Origin of the sequence: Exiguobacterium sp. s193, from assembly GCF_018618755.1 — a bacterium.
Lineage (GTDB): Bacteria > Bacillota > Bacilli > Exiguobacteriales > Exiguobacteriaceae > Exiguobacterium_A.
The window spans coordinates 42,317-55,446 of the sequence record NZ_JACSMR010000015.1 but is presented as its reverse complement, the minus strand read 5'-3'; the positions used below and the strand labels follow the sequence as shown (position 1 = coordinate 55,446).

General features: G+C 47.2%; 18 protein-coding genes. 9 read left to right on the top strand and 9 right to left on the bottom strand.

Annotated features, from left to right (window positions below):
• Window positions 1-130: 130 nt before the first annotated feature.
• On the bottom strand, window positions 131-895 hold the full coding sequence (locus KNQ04_RS14460; RefSeq protein WP_214851624.1) for an SDR family NAD(P)-dependent oxidoreductase: 765 nt from the start codon (window positions 893-895) through the stop codon (window positions 131-133).
• A gap of 82 nt (window positions 896-977) precedes the next feature.
• Here KNQ04_RS14460 and KNQ04_RS14455 point away from each other — a divergent pair, with 82 nt between their 5' ends.
• Window positions 978-1,373 carry a MerR family transcriptional regulator gene (locus KNQ04_RS14455; protein ID WP_214808007.1) on the top strand — a complete coding sequence of 132 codons (396 nt, stop codon included), beginning with the start codon at window positions 978-980 and terminating at the stop codon, window positions 1,371-1,373.
• On the opposite strand, the gene KNQ04_RS14450 is transcribed toward KNQ04_RS14455, so the two are convergent.
• Window positions 1,370-2,443, bottom strand: coding sequence for a threonine aldolase family protein (locus tag KNQ04_RS14450; RefSeq protein ID WP_214851622.1), 1,074 nt, complete (start codon window positions 2,441-2,443; stop codon window positions 1,370-1,372). The two genes, KNQ04_RS14455 and KNQ04_RS14450, sit on opposite strands and share 4 nt — an antisense overlap.
• A 313-nt stretch (window positions 2,444-2,756) precedes the next feature.
• Here KNQ04_RS14450 and KNQ04_RS14445 point away from each other — a divergent pair, with 313 nt between their 5' ends.
• Both KNQ04_RS14445 and KNQ04_RS14440 read left to right on the top strand, forming a co-directional pair.
• Window positions 2,757-3,239, top strand: a complete 483-nt coding sequence (locus KNQ04_RS14445) for a hypothetical protein (RefSeq protein ID WP_251137074.1) — start codon at window positions 2,757-2,759, stop codon at window positions 3,237-3,239.
• Between the two features lie 158 nt (window positions 3,240-3,397).
• A complete protein-coding gene (locus tag KNQ04_RS14440) occupies window positions 3,398-3,694 on the top strand; it encodes a hypothetical protein (protein WP_214851620.1) in 297 nt (98 codons plus the stop codon).
• Window positions 3,695-3,757: 63 nt separating this feature from the next.
• Here KNQ04_RS14440 and KNQ04_RS14435 read toward each other — a convergent pair whose 3' ends face one another.
• The 6 genes from KNQ04_RS14435 to KNQ04_RS14410 all read right to left on the bottom strand — a co-directional run bounded on the left by KNQ04_RS14435 (window position 3,758) and on the right by KNQ04_RS14410 (window position 7,296).
• Window positions 3,758-4,900, bottom strand: a complete 1,143-nt coding sequence (locus tag KNQ04_RS14435) for a GGDEF domain-containing protein (RefSeq protein ID WP_214851619.1) — start codon at window positions 4,898-4,900, stop codon at window positions 3,758-3,760.
• Between the two features lie 129 nt (window positions 4,901-5,029).
• A complete protein-coding gene (locus tag KNQ04_RS14430; RefSeq protein ID WP_214851618.1) occupies window positions 5,030-5,266 on the bottom strand; it encodes a phage holin in 237 nt (78 codons plus the stop codon).
• Window positions 5,263-5,925 (bottom strand): M15 family metallopeptidase, encoded by a 663-nt coding sequence (locus KNQ04_RS14425; RefSeq protein WP_214851617.1) that lies wholly within the window; start codon window positions 5,923-5,925, stop codon window positions 5,263-5,265. The genes KNQ04_RS14430 and KNQ04_RS14425 overlap by 4 nt, the downstream gene beginning before the upstream one ends.
• A 17-nt stretch (window positions 5,926-5,942) precedes the next feature.
• The gene (locus KNQ04_RS14420) at window positions 5,943-6,755 is read right to left on the bottom strand and encodes a helix-turn-helix domain-containing protein (RefSeq protein ID WP_214851616.1); all 813 of its coding nucleotides are present in this window, start codon (window positions 6,753-6,755) and stop codon (window positions 5,943-5,945) included.
• A 145-nt stretch (window positions 6,756-6,900) separates the two neighbouring features.
• A complete protein-coding gene (locus KNQ04_RS14415) occupies window positions 6,901-7,101 on the bottom strand; it encodes a hypothetical protein (protein ID WP_029333566.1) in 201 nt (66 codons plus the stop codon).
• A 15-nt stretch (window positions 7,102-7,116) separates the two neighbouring features.
• On the bottom strand, window positions 7,117-7,296 hold the full coding sequence (locus tag KNQ04_RS14410; RefSeq protein ID WP_214851614.1) for a hypothetical protein: 180 nt from the start codon (window positions 7,294-7,296) through the stop codon (window positions 7,117-7,119).
• 517 nt (window positions 7,297-7,813) lie between these two features.
• On the opposite strand from KNQ04_RS14410, the gene KNQ04_RS14405 reads away from it, so the two are divergent.
• Window positions 7,814-8,926 carry a GGDEF domain-containing protein gene (locus KNQ04_RS14405; protein ID WP_214851612.1) on the top strand — a complete coding sequence of 371 codons (1,113 nt, stop codon included), beginning with the start codon at window positions 7,814-7,816 and terminating at the stop codon, window positions 8,924-8,926.
• A 15-nt stretch (window positions 8,927-8,941) separates the two neighbouring features.
• Window positions 8,942-9,199, top strand: a complete 258-nt coding sequence (locus tag KNQ04_RS14400; RefSeq protein ID WP_214851610.1) for a hypothetical protein — start codon at window positions 8,942-8,944, stop codon at window positions 9,197-9,199.
• Window positions 9,200-9,277: 78 nt separating this feature from the next.
• Here KNQ04_RS14400 and KNQ04_RS14395 read toward each other — a convergent pair whose 3' ends face one another.
• Window positions 9,278-9,469 (bottom strand): hypothetical protein, encoded by a 192-nt coding sequence (locus KNQ04_RS14395; protein ID WP_214851608.1) that lies wholly within the window; start codon window positions 9,467-9,469, stop codon window positions 9,278-9,280.
• Window positions 9,470-9,593: 124 nt separating this feature from the next.
• Here KNQ04_RS14395 and KNQ04_RS14390 point away from each other — a divergent pair, with 124 nt between their 5' ends.
• From KNQ04_RS14390 to KNQ04_RS14375, 4 genes are all read left to right on the top strand, one after another.
• Window positions 9,594-9,815, top strand: a complete 222-nt coding sequence (locus KNQ04_RS14390; protein ID WP_214851606.1) for a DUF4177 domain-containing protein — start codon at window positions 9,594-9,596, stop codon at window positions 9,813-9,815.
• A 14-nt stretch (window positions 9,816-9,829) separates the two neighbouring features.
• Window positions 9,830-10,282 carry a GNAT family N-acetyltransferase gene (locus KNQ04_RS14385; RefSeq protein WP_214851605.1) on the top strand — a complete coding sequence of 151 codons (453 nt, stop codon included), beginning with the start codon at window positions 9,830-9,832 and terminating at the stop codon, window positions 10,280-10,282.
• Between the two features lie 461 nt (window positions 10,283-10,743).
• Complete coding sequence (locus KNQ04_RS14380) at window positions 10,744-12,009, top strand: MFS transporter (protein ID WP_214851603.1); 1,266 nt, start codon at window positions 10,744-10,746, stop codon at window positions 12,007-12,009.
• A gap of 371 nt (window positions 12,010-12,380) precedes the next feature.
• Window positions 12,381-12,947, top strand: a complete 567-nt coding sequence (locus tag KNQ04_RS14375) for a hypothetical protein (protein WP_214851602.1) — start codon at window positions 12,381-12,383, stop codon at window positions 12,945-12,947.
• Window positions 12,948-13,130 lie beyond the last annotated feature (183 nt).

The window sequence follows — 13,130 nt, the reverse complement described above, 5'->3', positions numbered from 1 at the left end:
GTAAGATGAACATAGCTCATAACGAATCCTCCGTTGAATGTGGTGTGGTAGCTTTATTCTACACGAGGTCGTTATGGGTTTTTTTGTGTTTTCTCCTAGGTGTTGCACTTAATATTACAATTCGTCACAATTAGTTCGAGTTCGCACCACCGACGTACGTAAAGAGTGGTCCGCGTAGCTGGAAGGAATAATCTTCCGCATTGACGATTCCGACGATTGCGTCACTTTCGAGCAATTGATCGAGGAACGTCGCCATTTCTGCCGCTGTATGATACTGCGGGACGTTTTTGCTGTAGTCGAATCCTGCCTCCCCGCGTGAGCGATCGGCGAATTCGGTTTCCGTCGCTGCCGGTGCAAGAACTTTTGCCCGCAACTTCGCACCCGATTGTTGAAGTTCCTGCGCAAGACCTTCTGTGTAGGCACTGACGTAAAACTTCGTCGCACAATACGTGACCGCATTCGGAACGATCCGGTAGCCGCCGCCTGACGAGACATTGAGGACGGTTGTGCCTTCGACGTCATGATGGTCGCGGACGTAGAGACTCGTCAGAACCGTCAATGCTTCGATGTTCAACCGAAGCATCTTCTCGATTTTTCCGATTTCGACGTCTTTGACGTTATCGAAATCGCCGAACCCAGCGTTGTTGATCCACGTCTCGATTTCAAGGTGCTTGACGTCGTCATACAACTGATGCACGTTTTTCATTTCCGTCAAGTCGACTGAATGGAGAATGATGTCGATTTCCGGGAACGTTTTCAGCAAATCGTCTCGTAATGCTTCGAGCTGATCGTTCCGTCGGGCGACGAGGACAAGCGATTTTCCTTTTGCGGCAAGGACTTTCGCCGTTTCAAACCCAATCCCTGAACTTGCTCCTGTAATGACTGTATACTTCATCTGTTTTTCCCCATTTCGTTTTGGTATAGTGAGAGTCTACTCCTTCGAGTGAACTCTAAGTCAAGCAGAAAAGGTGATGTTGATGTATTCCATCTCAGAAGTCAGTCGATTGACTGATACGAGTGCCCACACGATTCGTTATTACGAAAAGGAAGGACTGCTGTTTCCGGACCGGACGGCAAGCGGCGTCCGGCAGTACGATGACAAGCACATCGACTGGCTCCGGTTCGTCCTCCGCCTGCGGGCAACACACATGCCGATCGACCAAATCCGACAGTATGTCGCGTTGTTCCGTGCTTCTTCAGACGATCATGATACGACGCTTGATCGGCTCGCCCTGCTCGAACAGCACCAAACCCTAGTCCGGGCACAGCTTGCCGAATTACAACTGACGGAACAGATGATCACCGAAAAAATCAGCAGCTACCATCGCCTACATCCGTCCATTCCCGGGAAACAGCCTTCTCAATCCCGTTAAGCTGAAAAATCTGCCGTCAAGCGGGTGATCAACTGTTCGAACGCCTCGTTTGAGACGGCGTCGAAGGCGTCACCGAAACTGATTTCCGTCGAACAGTATCCGTCGTGTTCGACGAGGTATCCGACGATGCCAAGTCCAAGTTCATCCTGGATGCGCGTCAATCGTGCGGCGACATCTGCCACCTCACCATTAAAGTGGAGGTGGAACATGTTCGAGACCGGAATGCGTGGTGTCGTGAAAATGTTATCGATCGCATTCAACTGCTCGGCGACGTGTTTTGCTTGCTCATAATAGTGCCCCATCCGGTCCTTGCGTTGCTCATAATAATAGTCGGACGAAATGACATAAGGGTAGAGGCTGATCAAGTCGCCCCCATAACGTCGTTTCCAAATCCGTGCTTCTGTCGTAAACGATTTTGGACCGGCAAGAATTGCACCGGCAATCCCGCCGATTCCTTTATAAAACGAGAGATAGACGCTGTCGAACAAACTTGCGACGTCGCTTGCCGTTTTGTCATAATACGGCAACAGTTCCAGTAGGCGGGCACCATCGAGATGAAGGCGGATTCCCCGCTCCCGGCAGTAAGCGACAATCGTTTCTAGCTCACTGAATGTTGGTGCGACACCGCCGAGTTCCCGGTTCGGTAGTTCAAGTAAAAGACAGGCGATTTCCGGCAAGGCTTTAATCTCTTCAAGCGTCATCATCTCGTCCGGTCGCCCGACGAGGACCGGTTCAATCGGATGAAGCTGCCGTAAGCCATCCTGTTCATGCAGCTCTAAGTGACAGAGCGGATGGTAGGCGACGTGCCGGTTGTCCCGGTCATCGGACCAAATCCGTAACGCGATTTGCTGCGCCATCGTACCGCTCGGGAAAAAGACGGCCGATTCATGTCCGAGCAATGCCGCGATTTTTTGTTCGAAGTCGTTGATGACTGCCCCGTTCCCGTAAATGTCACTGCTCGTATCGTCGGCGACATTTAGCAAGACGTCTTTTAAGACACCGACGTTCCGCTTGCCGTGTCCACTGACTTGATGCCGTGCTGCTTGAAAACTTCTACGTAATTCTTCCATGACTGAAAACCCCCTATTATTTTTGTAAATAATGACTATATTTTGAAAAAATGACTAACAGTACTCGCTTCATTTGCTATACTCAGCTTAACGATGCTTATGTTCAGAGAGGAGTAGGTTGATGCACACGTCACTTCGTCTAAAAATCTGTTTAGCCCTATCTTTGACCTGCTGCCTGTTGCTGGTCGCGCAGTCCGTTCTCCCTTCCTTATTTTCTTCGACGCTGTCTCTTTTACATACAAAAACCGATTCCACCTGTTTCATACGATGCGGTCCTTCAAGTGAAGAACCGATTGCCTCAAACGGAGATTCGATGTCTACCGGTGACGGTGGCACAATCGTCGACGTCGAGCCGCTTACACCGAAGCAACCGCTGTTCCGGACGAGCTTCGATTCTCCGATCGTTGCACCACCCTATCTCTTTATCTTAATCGTTCTGACCTTCGCGACGCTCAGCTTTTTTTATTATTACCTGACGATTTACCGGCCGAATCGTTTCCAACTTGCCGGCTTCGAAGAGGAATCCCGCGTCCAAGTCATCATTCAGTCAAGCCCTGAAGTCCCATCCGAACGCATCCGGGAACACATTCAACTCTTTAATCGTCGCCTCCCAAAACCACTGCAACGCCTTCACCACGAAACGATTACAGAATGGTTCAAACGCATCAAATTCCCGTCTCCGGTCGATCCGAGTTACTTCGAAGTCCGGTACGGCGATACGTATGTTTTGAAAGTACACCAGTTTACATTCTTTAAACAAGCGACTGACGACTTTTTACGGAAGCGCTTGCATTAATTTTAGACAAGACAGCCCGGCAAAAAATCAGCGAGCTGTCTTTTTTCTATTCCTAAACTGATATTTTCATTTAAAAATGGGTAATACCTACTATATAAAGCAAACTGATATTTTTCCTAATTTTAAACGGTTTTTGCAAGAGAGCGAGGTGAAACGGGATGATTTCAGCCCAAGAGGCATATTTTATTAAAAACGGATTGAATGAGCAATTTGAGGATCCCCGAATCGACTGTGACTTTTCTATTTTCTCGCTCGAACCATTCCAACTCCTATTGCACGTACATGATGCAGACATGGATGAACTCAGTACGGAAATCCGTTATGGCTTAAGTCGTAAAATCCGCTCGCAGCTCCATCAACTCGATGCGAAGCTTGATGGAACACCGATCAACGTCGTGTTCGTGATCTCTGCTCCATTGATTTCGGACCATTCCTATTGTGTGATTTTGCAATGAACATGAGAAAAAAGCATCCGCTCCCGATTTATTCGGTGGTGGATGCTTTTTTGTGTCCATCGTTCAACTCGCATCATGTCGGACAAGTTGATTTTTTCCCGCTTCTTTTGCGGCATACAGTGCCATGTCGGCACGATCAATCAAGTGAATCTCTGTTATCGCATCATCCGGCTGAACAGTCGCCATCCCTAAACTGACGCTGACTTGGCATAGTGGCGCATAACGCTCATGTGGCAGGTTTAACTCTAAGATGCCCATCCGGATGCGCTCGGCGATGATTTCCCCGTCAACTGACGGTTCCGCTAGGATGACGGCAAATTCTTCGCCGCCGTACCGCGCGACGTGACCAAACGGTCCTGCTTGTTTTTTCAAGACACCAGCGACTTGTTTAAGACAGGCATCTCCTTTTAAGTGACCATACGTATCGTTATACAGTTTAAACGCATCGACATCAAGTAAAATCAGAGTCACGGACGTCGACGACATCCGCCCTGTTTCAAAGACACGCTCGAGGTGCTCATCGAACGCCCGGCGGTTCGGGATGCCGGTCAGGCTGTCATGGAGCGACCGCCGGATTAAGGCCCGCTTACTTCGTTCGAGGCGGAATGTCTGCAAGAACGCAAACAAAATCAAGACGGCGATGCTGACGACGATGACGATAACCCACTTCGCCGACGACGATGCCGCTTTGGATCGGTTCGTCGCTTCCATGATAATCTGTTCGATTTCCATCCGAATTTTGACATCAACCGGTCGAAATTGATTGATGTATGCCATTCCGTCATAACGGTTTTCCTGGGCCGCGATGATATTCCCCGCTTGAATGCGTTTGAGCTGTTGTTGATAAAACACGTCGGTGTTCTGAAGGATCGGCATTGCCTCGTCTTGTAAAATCCGTCGCATCTCCGGGTCCCGGTCATCTAATTGTTCTAACGCCTTCAGTGACGCCTGTAAAGTTACGTTCGTCATTTCAAACCGTTCAAAATCTTGCTCGCGGCGTTCGAGGTAATAACTTCGGACCGTCAATTCCTGGTCGAGCAATAACGGAAACAATTGGGATGCCGTGTTGGAAATCGGGATTGCTTCAGCGAGAATTCGTTCGTTTTCCCGTTCAATATTGGAAAATGCATTGTAACTCCAGATACTTGTAAACAGTAATGAAAATAAAGCTGCCATTAAAAACCACTGCAATGCGGAAAATTTCACGTCCAGTCAGACCTCTTTCTTTAAACGCTCTTGCTCACACAAGACCGATTCAATCCATCATCTCTTTATCGGCATCTCGACTTCAAAGTATTAGCCGAAAATCAGAAACTAGCACATTCAATCTACCGTTCATTGTCGTTTCAGTTCCCGCAATAAGACTTGCGCTTCTATGGCGGCAGGCGTCAGATTGTTATTTTTCCACCAGGCGATAAGCGTCCCAGTTACTCCTACCACTGTCGTGACTGCGAGATCGACGGCCGTCGTATCGAATGGTAACGGGTCATACCCGCTCGCAAGAAGCGTTAAATTGACAATCGAATAGAGAGGGGCGATCAGCCGTAGGGCTGCTACATGTCGGTCCGTCATCTGCGTCCCCCCTGAAACAAGTGTCGCCATGTCAAAGGACCGACGATTCCGTCGACTGTGATTTTCACCTGTCGCTGAAAGTCTTTGACGGCACGCGTCAAAACGTCATCAAACCGTCCACTCGCCGGAAGCCGCAACTTCTTTTGAATCAAACGAATCGTCTCCTTGTCCTGACTCCCTTTCGCTAGAGCACGTCCTAGATAGAGTGGGGCAAGGAGTGGCTTCTTTTTTCCGTTGACGGCGTCGAACAGTTGAAAGTGCGGATAATCCGGAAACCGTGTCCAGTCCCCGCCCCATTCCATTTGTCGCTGTTTCATCGCCGCGACAATCCGTGACAGCCGTTTGTCGGGGGGTGCTAAAAATTCAGCCCGTGTTCCGTCAGAAGAGTAACAAAAGAGATCGACGGCGACACCGAAGTTATGATTCGACTGTCCCCCGCGCGCGTAGGTGACGATTTTCCCGGGGACTGTCCGTCCTGACGCATATAGGGCATCTTGTTCTTGTTTTGTCCGGTAACTTTGCGCGACACCAACGTAAATCTGCTGCGGTGCGAGTTCTTTGATGACGCTCCGCGTGATCGTGACAACATCCGCGTCCATTCCTTTGACGGATAATTTCCGATCGGCGCGTTCGAGTAACCATGTTGTATTGATAGTCATCTGTCTATCCTCCTTTTTTAAATCAACTGGGCGAGCAAATCGGTCAGTTCGGCTTCACTCGGAATTGATGCTTGTAGTGCCGCTCGTCGCTTTTGTTCGAACAGCCGTTGTTCTGTCCGCTCCGTCTCGACCCAAGCCGGTAAAACAGCTGCTGAGCGGTGTTTCATCTGTTTTGTCTGTTTCGTCCGTAGCGGTCGTTCCGCCCGTTTGGATTCATGACGCTTAATTTGTTCGCCTGACGTAAGTTGACGTGCATGTAACTGATCGATGACGGCTTTGACATATTGCCACTTGCGGACGTTCGCCGCTGCCGCTTGCTCGATTGCATGGACGATGACGTCATGGCTCGTCTTTGTCATGGCTTGTACCAGTTGCTGTTTGATCCAAGGGGAAGTGCGGCCAATTTCCGCTTCGAACAACGCACAGATGGATGACGTCGTTGGGGATGATTCTTTTTTTAAAGATTGTTTCTTCAAGACAGGTTCTTCGTCGTCGGCTCGCGCCACCCCGGCAGTCGGCTCGTGATCCCCCGGCAGTCGTACTGCGTCCGTCACCGGTCGGACGCGGTAGACATTTGACGTTTGTCCGCCGTGTCGGTTAAAACGTTCCTCCTTTTCAATCCATCCTTTTTCAAGGAGAGACGCGAGACACGTTTTGACGGTCGTCTTGCCGCACGGGACGGCGTCAGCGATTGTCTGGTGCGACGGGAAAGCACTGCCGGACGCCCCAGCATAGCTCGCTAACAGTAAATAAATCATTTTTTCATGGACGGATGAAAAACGTTGTCCGTCGCGTAAAACGTGGTGCTCGACTTGTAGATAAGGGTGCATCGTTCGTTCCTCCTTTAATGGATTAAGGAGGTCCTCCTCCTTTCTCTTAAGAATTAACAGGACCGTTTCGACAATTGTTCGAAAAAAATAAAAAAAACGTGCGTCAGCTGATTAAAAAAATCAGTGACACACGTGTTGTCAGCCTTCACTCGAACCAAACACTAAATAACAACGGCAACAGGCCGGCGAGCAAGACCGCCCCGATCGACGACGAGACGGTCGCGAACACGAACAGTCCTTTTGAGATTTGTTGCCGGCGGTAAGCGATTGACCCGGCCCGGATGATTGTAAAGAGCATCCCACCCGCAATTAAAAATGAACCAATAAGAATGATGAGTTGTTCCAAGATATTACCTCCACGTCACTTAAATATCGATAGGATAAACGGTACGGCGAGCAACAGGATCGCTGTCGTAAAGACGATTTTGTAAGTCGCTTCCTGATCCGTGTTCCGTTTCTTTTTTTGTATGTAGACGACACCATAGATAATCGTAACAAGCATAATCAATATGGCGAGTAGTGAACCAAGTGTTGTATTCATCTGTCTCCCCCTTTTCAACTACTATTACGAACTAAATGCACGAAAGGTTTCAACTCGCCTTTTTTAAAGCTTATTTTAAAACGCACGACGTCCTTTACTTTTTGCATCAATCAATACTGAAAGATTTATTCATATCAGTGTGTAGACAAACGCTTATGAAGCGTGAACATGCGATAATAAGAGACAATCCGGTCGCACTTCCCTGTCTCGCCTCGTCTTCAAAGCGATTCGAGACGGATTGCGCTTTAAACCGTCTGCATGACTGGCTTTTCGTCATAGTATTCCCTAAAAAACGTCGTTTTTCTGTTGACTCCTGCGGGGAAAAGTGCTTTTTTAACGTACGTTCAGAGGCAGGCAACGAAAAAAGACGCTTGATCTCCCGATGGCACGTTGTCTATAGCCTGTACTGAACGATTCATTCATTTCTTTACAATTCTTTAATCCAATACCTATCTGTTATTGACATCTTTTGTCAGAATGGTAATGTGAAAGTATCATGTGCAAGGATGTGAAAACCATGTTCATCGTCGAACTTCTCGTGAATGCCTGTATCGCCTTCACCGGCTTTTATATCATCTCGAAAATCATCCACTCTAGCCATCTCAACTCACCAACATTAAAGTCAATCATCGTCGGCCTTTTGACAGGGGCGCTCGGCGTGTTATTGATGTTCAAAGGGATTGCTGTCAATGATTCGCTCCGCATGGATTTACGGCACATCCCGCTCGTCCTGCTCGCTTTTTACGGCAGTCGTTTTCCGCTCATCATCGCGACATTGATCATCGCTTGCTCCCGTTTCCTGTTCGGCGTAACGGAACAGGCCGTCGTCGCTTTCGTCGCCGTCCTTTGCATCAGCATCGGGATGCTTGCGATTCACCGGAGGCTACTCAATCGTCCTTTTCTTCAAAATATCTCGATGAACGTCTGGGCACTGATGATGATTACTGTTGCCGTCCTGATCAACCTCGGTTGGAGCGAACCCGCATTTAACTTGATGGCGTCGACCTGGACGATCGGCTTGACGGTCGGCGTTCTGTCAAGTCTGCTGACACTCGATTTCCAACTGTTGAACCGGCAAGTCGACATTTATAAAAAGTCAGCCGAGCTTGACCACTTGACCGGACTCTTCAACCGCCGCGTCTGGGATGCCCGGACGGCAGGGCTCGAACAAGAAGGACGTGTCTATAACGTGCTTGCGCTCGACATCGACCATTTCAAACATGTCAATGATACATACGGGCATGGCAATGGTGACCTTGTCTTACAGCAATTCGCAAACATCTTAAAAGAAGAGACACGACCACACGACATCACGGCCCGGATCGGTGGCGAAGAGTTTATGATTTTGATTTATGATTTAGCTCCCCAAAAAGCGACCAAAGTCGCGAACCGGATCCGGCAACGGATTGCGTCGCAACGCTTTCAAATCGACGGTTTCCCAGCAATCGATGTGACGACTTCAATCGGCATCGCCCACGGCAAGAATATCCATATTCAGCGGATGAGTGCCCTCGCTGACGAAGCCTTGTACACCGCAAAACAACAAGGCCGGAACCGAACGATTTTGTTTGATAGCGAAAGCGATCGACATGTCGCAGCAACAGCGAACCGGGAGACGGTTCGCTCCTGATTGGAGGGAAAAAGTATGCAAGAAAAGAAAATCGATTTCCTTACGACGGCAGAAGCGATTCTATTCGTCGGCTCACTGTTCATGTGGATTTATGTCGCCCACACATTTGTTTTCATCGATTCCTTTGCCTCGTTGTTTTTCATGCAATCATGGTGGCTCCTGTTACCCTTGATGACATTTCTGATGTTTTTGATTTCGTTCATCAGTCGCCGGACAGAGTGGCGCTGGAGTAACCAGGAAACAAACGAGCTGAATGAAAAAAGAAACGCCTGATTGAGACAGAACAGGAGCACAAGCATGTCCGATTGCCTCGGGCGTCGCTTGTGCTCCTGTTCGTCATGACGCGACGGACTAGTCGCGGGATTTATGTACTTTTCGATTAAAGAAATATTCGATCGTAATCAAGAGGAAAGCAACACTGATCAAAATGATGAATGCTAGTAAAGAATGGAGTAGCTTTTTATCAACAGTAACGTACATCGACAAATAGTAATTGATTGTGACGATCAATCCGAAGTAAATCACGTAACGTATGTATTTCATGACGGTTCCTCACTCCCTTAATAACTGATTTCTTCATTTTACATGATACGTGGGAATCATTCATAAGAAATTTCTCCGATTTTGAAACGTAGGTACGAATAAGATTGTCAAAGGAGGTAGCTTCATGTTCGAATACAAGTTCGTGCGGATTGATTTTAAGCGATTGTCCGGTAATCCGAAGGAAGATTACCGGGAAGTAATCGCAACACATGCCACAGACGGATGGCGTTTCGTACAAATTTTTGCTCCGGATTTCGTCACGTCCGGTGTTGCCGTCGGTACTTACTATGAATTGATTTTTGAGCGAACAAAACGGTCCGAAGTTACGGATACAAAAATAGATTAAGGAGACTCAAACGGATGCATATCGAGACAGCTCGATTACGACTTGTTCCTTGTACACAGGAACACCTTCCGGTTATCACCCGTCAAAACTATCGGAACGGTCCCGAAATTACGAACCATTTAACGGCTCTGGAAAAAGATTCGTCGTTATTCTTTTGGGGAAGTTGGTTAATCATCCGGCAAGCAGATGATGTCATCATCGGCGATGCCGGCTTCAAAGGGAAACCGAACCTAAATGGAGAAGTGGAGATTGGTTACGGTTTGCTCGAGCAATACTGGCAGAATGGATACGCAACAGAGGCTGTCGCAGGACTGATTCAATGGGCGCAACAAACAACATCCGTTTTGAAAGTCGTTGCCAAAACGGAAGCAACCAATCAAGGATCAATCCGTGTCTTAAACAAAGTCAACATGGAACGAGTACAAGAAACGGATGGAATGATTTATTGGGAGATACAAACAACTTAAATTAACTAGTTCTAAAACACCATGTGGTAGCGATATTATTGTTGCTACTTCAGGCTGTATACGAACTCTTATACATCATGGAAATTCTAAATGAGGGTACAATCAGTTTGCGCTTCCTTGTCTTACCTCGTCTTCAAAGCGGCACGTTTCGTTGACTCCTGCGGGAAAAGTGCGTTTTTAACGCACTTTCAGAGGGAAACAAGACCCTGCTCGTTGTCCGTGAGGATCAAGGAGCAACGGCTTGTCCCTCGCCCGAGGAAAGCAACGAACAAGGGACATGCTTTTATCATTCATACTACTTTGTCTACGCACTGCAGTAGCGATATTATTGTCGCTACTTTTTTTGTGTCGCATCAAACATTTGATTGCTTTCAAACAAACAATCGCGTAATATCAAATGTAATAAATTTCTATTTTAAAATAAAAATTGGTTATTAACAACCAGAAGGGAGCGACTGACTATGAATCATACAGCTTGGAAATACCCTGCTTTGCTCCTGGTCGGTGTCGGAATCTCAAACTTAGGCGCCTGGGTGTACTTCATCGCCCTCAATTTGATTATTCTTGACCGAACAAGTTCTGCGTTCGCCGTGTCACTTTTATACATGTTAGTCCCTGTCGCTTCTTTAATAACGAGCTTATGGTCCGGTTCTTTAATAACGAGCTTATGGTCCGGTTCTTTGATTGACCGGGTCGATAAACGCAAATTGATGATGGTACTCGATTTATCTCGTGCACTCTTCATCGCCCTTCTCCCCTTCATCGACTCGTTGTTCTTCATCTATACAGTCGTCTTTCTGATCAACGTTGGCAGTTCCTTGTTTGAATCCACTTCCATGATCTATATGACGAAACTTGTCTCAAAAGGTAATCGTCAACGCTTTAATGCGTTGAAAAATTTCATTCAATCGTGTGGGTTCATCCTCGGTCCGACGATTGCCGGTCTCCTGTTCATCATGGGTTCGCCGTCCCTTGCGATTCATATCAATGCTGCCGCGCTCGCCATTTCTGCCCTTATCTTATTTTTCCTGCCGGCTTTAGAAAAAGAATTGACTTTTGCTCAGGCAGAACAGTTAAGTCTCCAAATGATTATCAGCGACTGGAAAGAAACGTTACGTTTTACGAGCCAGCACCGCTACATCACACTCGTCTACAGCCTCTTTTGCGTCATGATGATTTTCATGTCAGGTCTTGATTCACTCGAAGCTTCGTTTGCGACACTCGTGCTTGGTTTCTCGGAAAGCACCTACGGATTCCTTGTCAGTATCGCCGGAACCGGGATCATACTCGGTTCCGTCGTCAATGCGACTTGTTCAAAGTGGTTGAGTCTTCGGTTTTTGATTGGCTTTGGTGCGGTCATTACACCTATCGGCTACCTTCTATTCGCTACTTCCGACAACTTCATCGTAGCTTCCGTCGGTTTTTTCCTACTGACGTTCGCGCTATCGTTTGCGAATACGGGCTTCTTGTCGTTTTATCAAAACAATGTCCCGGTCAGTCTCATGGGGCGCTTTTCCGGAGTCATCAATGTCGCCGAGTCCCTGCTCATCATCCTGTTGACGGCGACAATCGGTTTCCTTGCCGAAGCCTTTTCCATCCGCGCGACATACATCATCTTTTCAATTGGTTTTTTACTCATCGGTTTACTCACGATACCGATCGTCTTCAATCGTTCGAAGCAAAACCTGTATGTACAGACGATTGAAGAAGAATCAAAAGTTTCATGAGTCATGAAAAACAGGACATGAAGAATGAACGCTTCATGTCCTGCTTCCATTACTTGTTCGCAATCTTTCGCAAAAGATATAGTGCGTAGACGATGGAGGGAACCGCCATCACCAATACGATCAATTGCAACAATCCGAAAATGAAATTAAGCTCTGTCATCTGATTCAATTCCTCCCGTCCATTAAAAAACATTTGTCTTTTTCATGGTTTTTCCACTTCACTTTAAAAAATATACATTAATTTCTATTTCATAAGGGTATAATTACAATACTGTAAGTACATGTTTGCTTATTTCTCCAACATTCCTTTTGTTTTTTTTACAAAAAGTGTATATTTAACACATTGATTAATAAGGAGGTCCCCGTACATCATGAAATTCACGCGAACACCACGTATGTTTGAGTTGAAATGGATTCCAGAATCCGACTGGTCCGAGGTTTGTCAACGGCAACAGGTAACGATCCAAAATCATCCGCTTGAGACGCTTGTCGGTTTAGCCTATAACAATCAAAATCAAATCGTTCAAGTCACGCGTAACGTCCACATGTCACACTTCATTTATTACGTGACGCTGTTAGAAACTCATGACGCACGTCAGTCGCTCCTCTCGACCCGGTCACATATGACGATTCAATATATGGCAACTCAACTCCATGGCAGCATCGAAGTCGCAGCATTTTCCTTGGTCGATATTCACGTCCGGACAGAGGGACTCGGTGAGCGCGGACTGTTGTTAGAAGCATTCATCAATGATATTCAACAGGTGCATCCGTATTATCGTGTCAGCGGTGACGTTGAAACCATCACTCATCAGGGACAGGTATCGCAAGCTTGTTTTACGACGTATGGTTTCCAGTTACACCAACGGGCATTGGTCCTACAAAACTTTAACGATCCGCATTTAGTCCATCCAAAGACAGTAACCGAAACTGTTTAAAGGAACAGGCACGACTCATCCATCCGAATGCGACCCGGTCCGTTTTTTAAGCGGTACGCTCCCTTTCACTCAAAACGTTTCGGTGCTGTCCGGCTTTTTTTTCCTACTAAAAAAAGTCGCCGACAGACTAAGTTCTTCAGCATGGTCTTTCATCCGTTTTCTGCCCCGATTGGATACAACGCT

Coding starts and splice junctions, on each gene's coding strand:
- KNQ04_RS14460 (WP_214851624.1), bottom strand. CDS start 895: ATGAAGTATACAGTCATTACAGGAGCAAGTTCAGGGATTGGGTTTGAA.
- KNQ04_RS14455 (WP_214808007.1), top strand. CDS start 978: ATGTATTCCATCTCAGAAGTCAGTCGATTGACTGATACGAGTGCCCAC.
- KNQ04_RS14450 (WP_214851622.1), bottom strand. CDS start 2,443: ATGGAAGAATTACGTAGAAGTTTTCAAGCAGCACGGCATCAAGTCAGT.
- KNQ04_RS14445 (WP_251137074.1), top strand. CDS start 2,757: ATGTCTACCGGTGACGGTGGCACAATCGTCGACGTCGAGCCGCTTACA.
- KNQ04_RS14440 (WP_214851620.1), top strand. CDS start 3,398: ATGATTTCAGCCCAAGAGGCATATTTTATTAAAAACGGATTGAATGAG.
- KNQ04_RS14430 (WP_214851618.1), bottom strand. CDS start 5,266: ATGACGGACCGACATGTAGCAGCCCTACGGCTGATCGCCCCTCTCTAT.
- KNQ04_RS14425 (WP_214851617.1), bottom strand. CDS start 5,925: ATGACTATCAATACAACATGGTTACTCGAACGCGCCGATCGGAAATTA.
- KNQ04_RS14420 (WP_214851616.1), bottom strand. CDS start 6,755: ATGCACCCTTATCTACAAGTCGAGCACCACGTTTTACGCGACGGACAA.
- KNQ04_RS14410 (WP_214851614.1), bottom strand. CDS start 7,296: ATGAATACAACACTTGGTTCACTACTCGCCATATTGATTATGCTTGTT.
- KNQ04_RS14405 (WP_214851612.1), top strand. CDS start 7,814: ATGTTCATCGTCGAACTTCTCGTGAATGCCTGTATCGCCTTCACCGGC.
- KNQ04_RS14400 (WP_214851610.1), top strand. CDS start 8,942: ATGCAAGAAAAGAAAATCGATTTCCTTACGACGGCAGAAGCGATTCTA.
- KNQ04_RS14395 (WP_214851608.1), bottom strand. CDS start 9,469: ATGAAATACATACGTTACGTGATTTACTTCGGATTGATCGTCACAATC.
- KNQ04_RS14390 (WP_214851606.1), top strand. CDS start 9,594: ATGTTCGAATACAAGTTCGTGCGGATTGATTTTAAGCGATTGTCCGGT.
- KNQ04_RS14385 (WP_214851605.1), top strand. CDS start 9,830: ATGCATATCGAGACAGCTCGATTACGACTTGTTCCTTGTACACAGGAA.
- KNQ04_RS14380 (WP_214851603.1), top strand. CDS start 10,744: ATGAATCATACAGCTTGGAAATACCCTGCTTTGCTCCTGGTCGGTGTC.
- KNQ04_RS14375 (WP_214851602.1), top strand. CDS start 12,381: ATGAAATTCACGCGAACACCACGTATGTTTGAGTTGAAATGGATTCCA.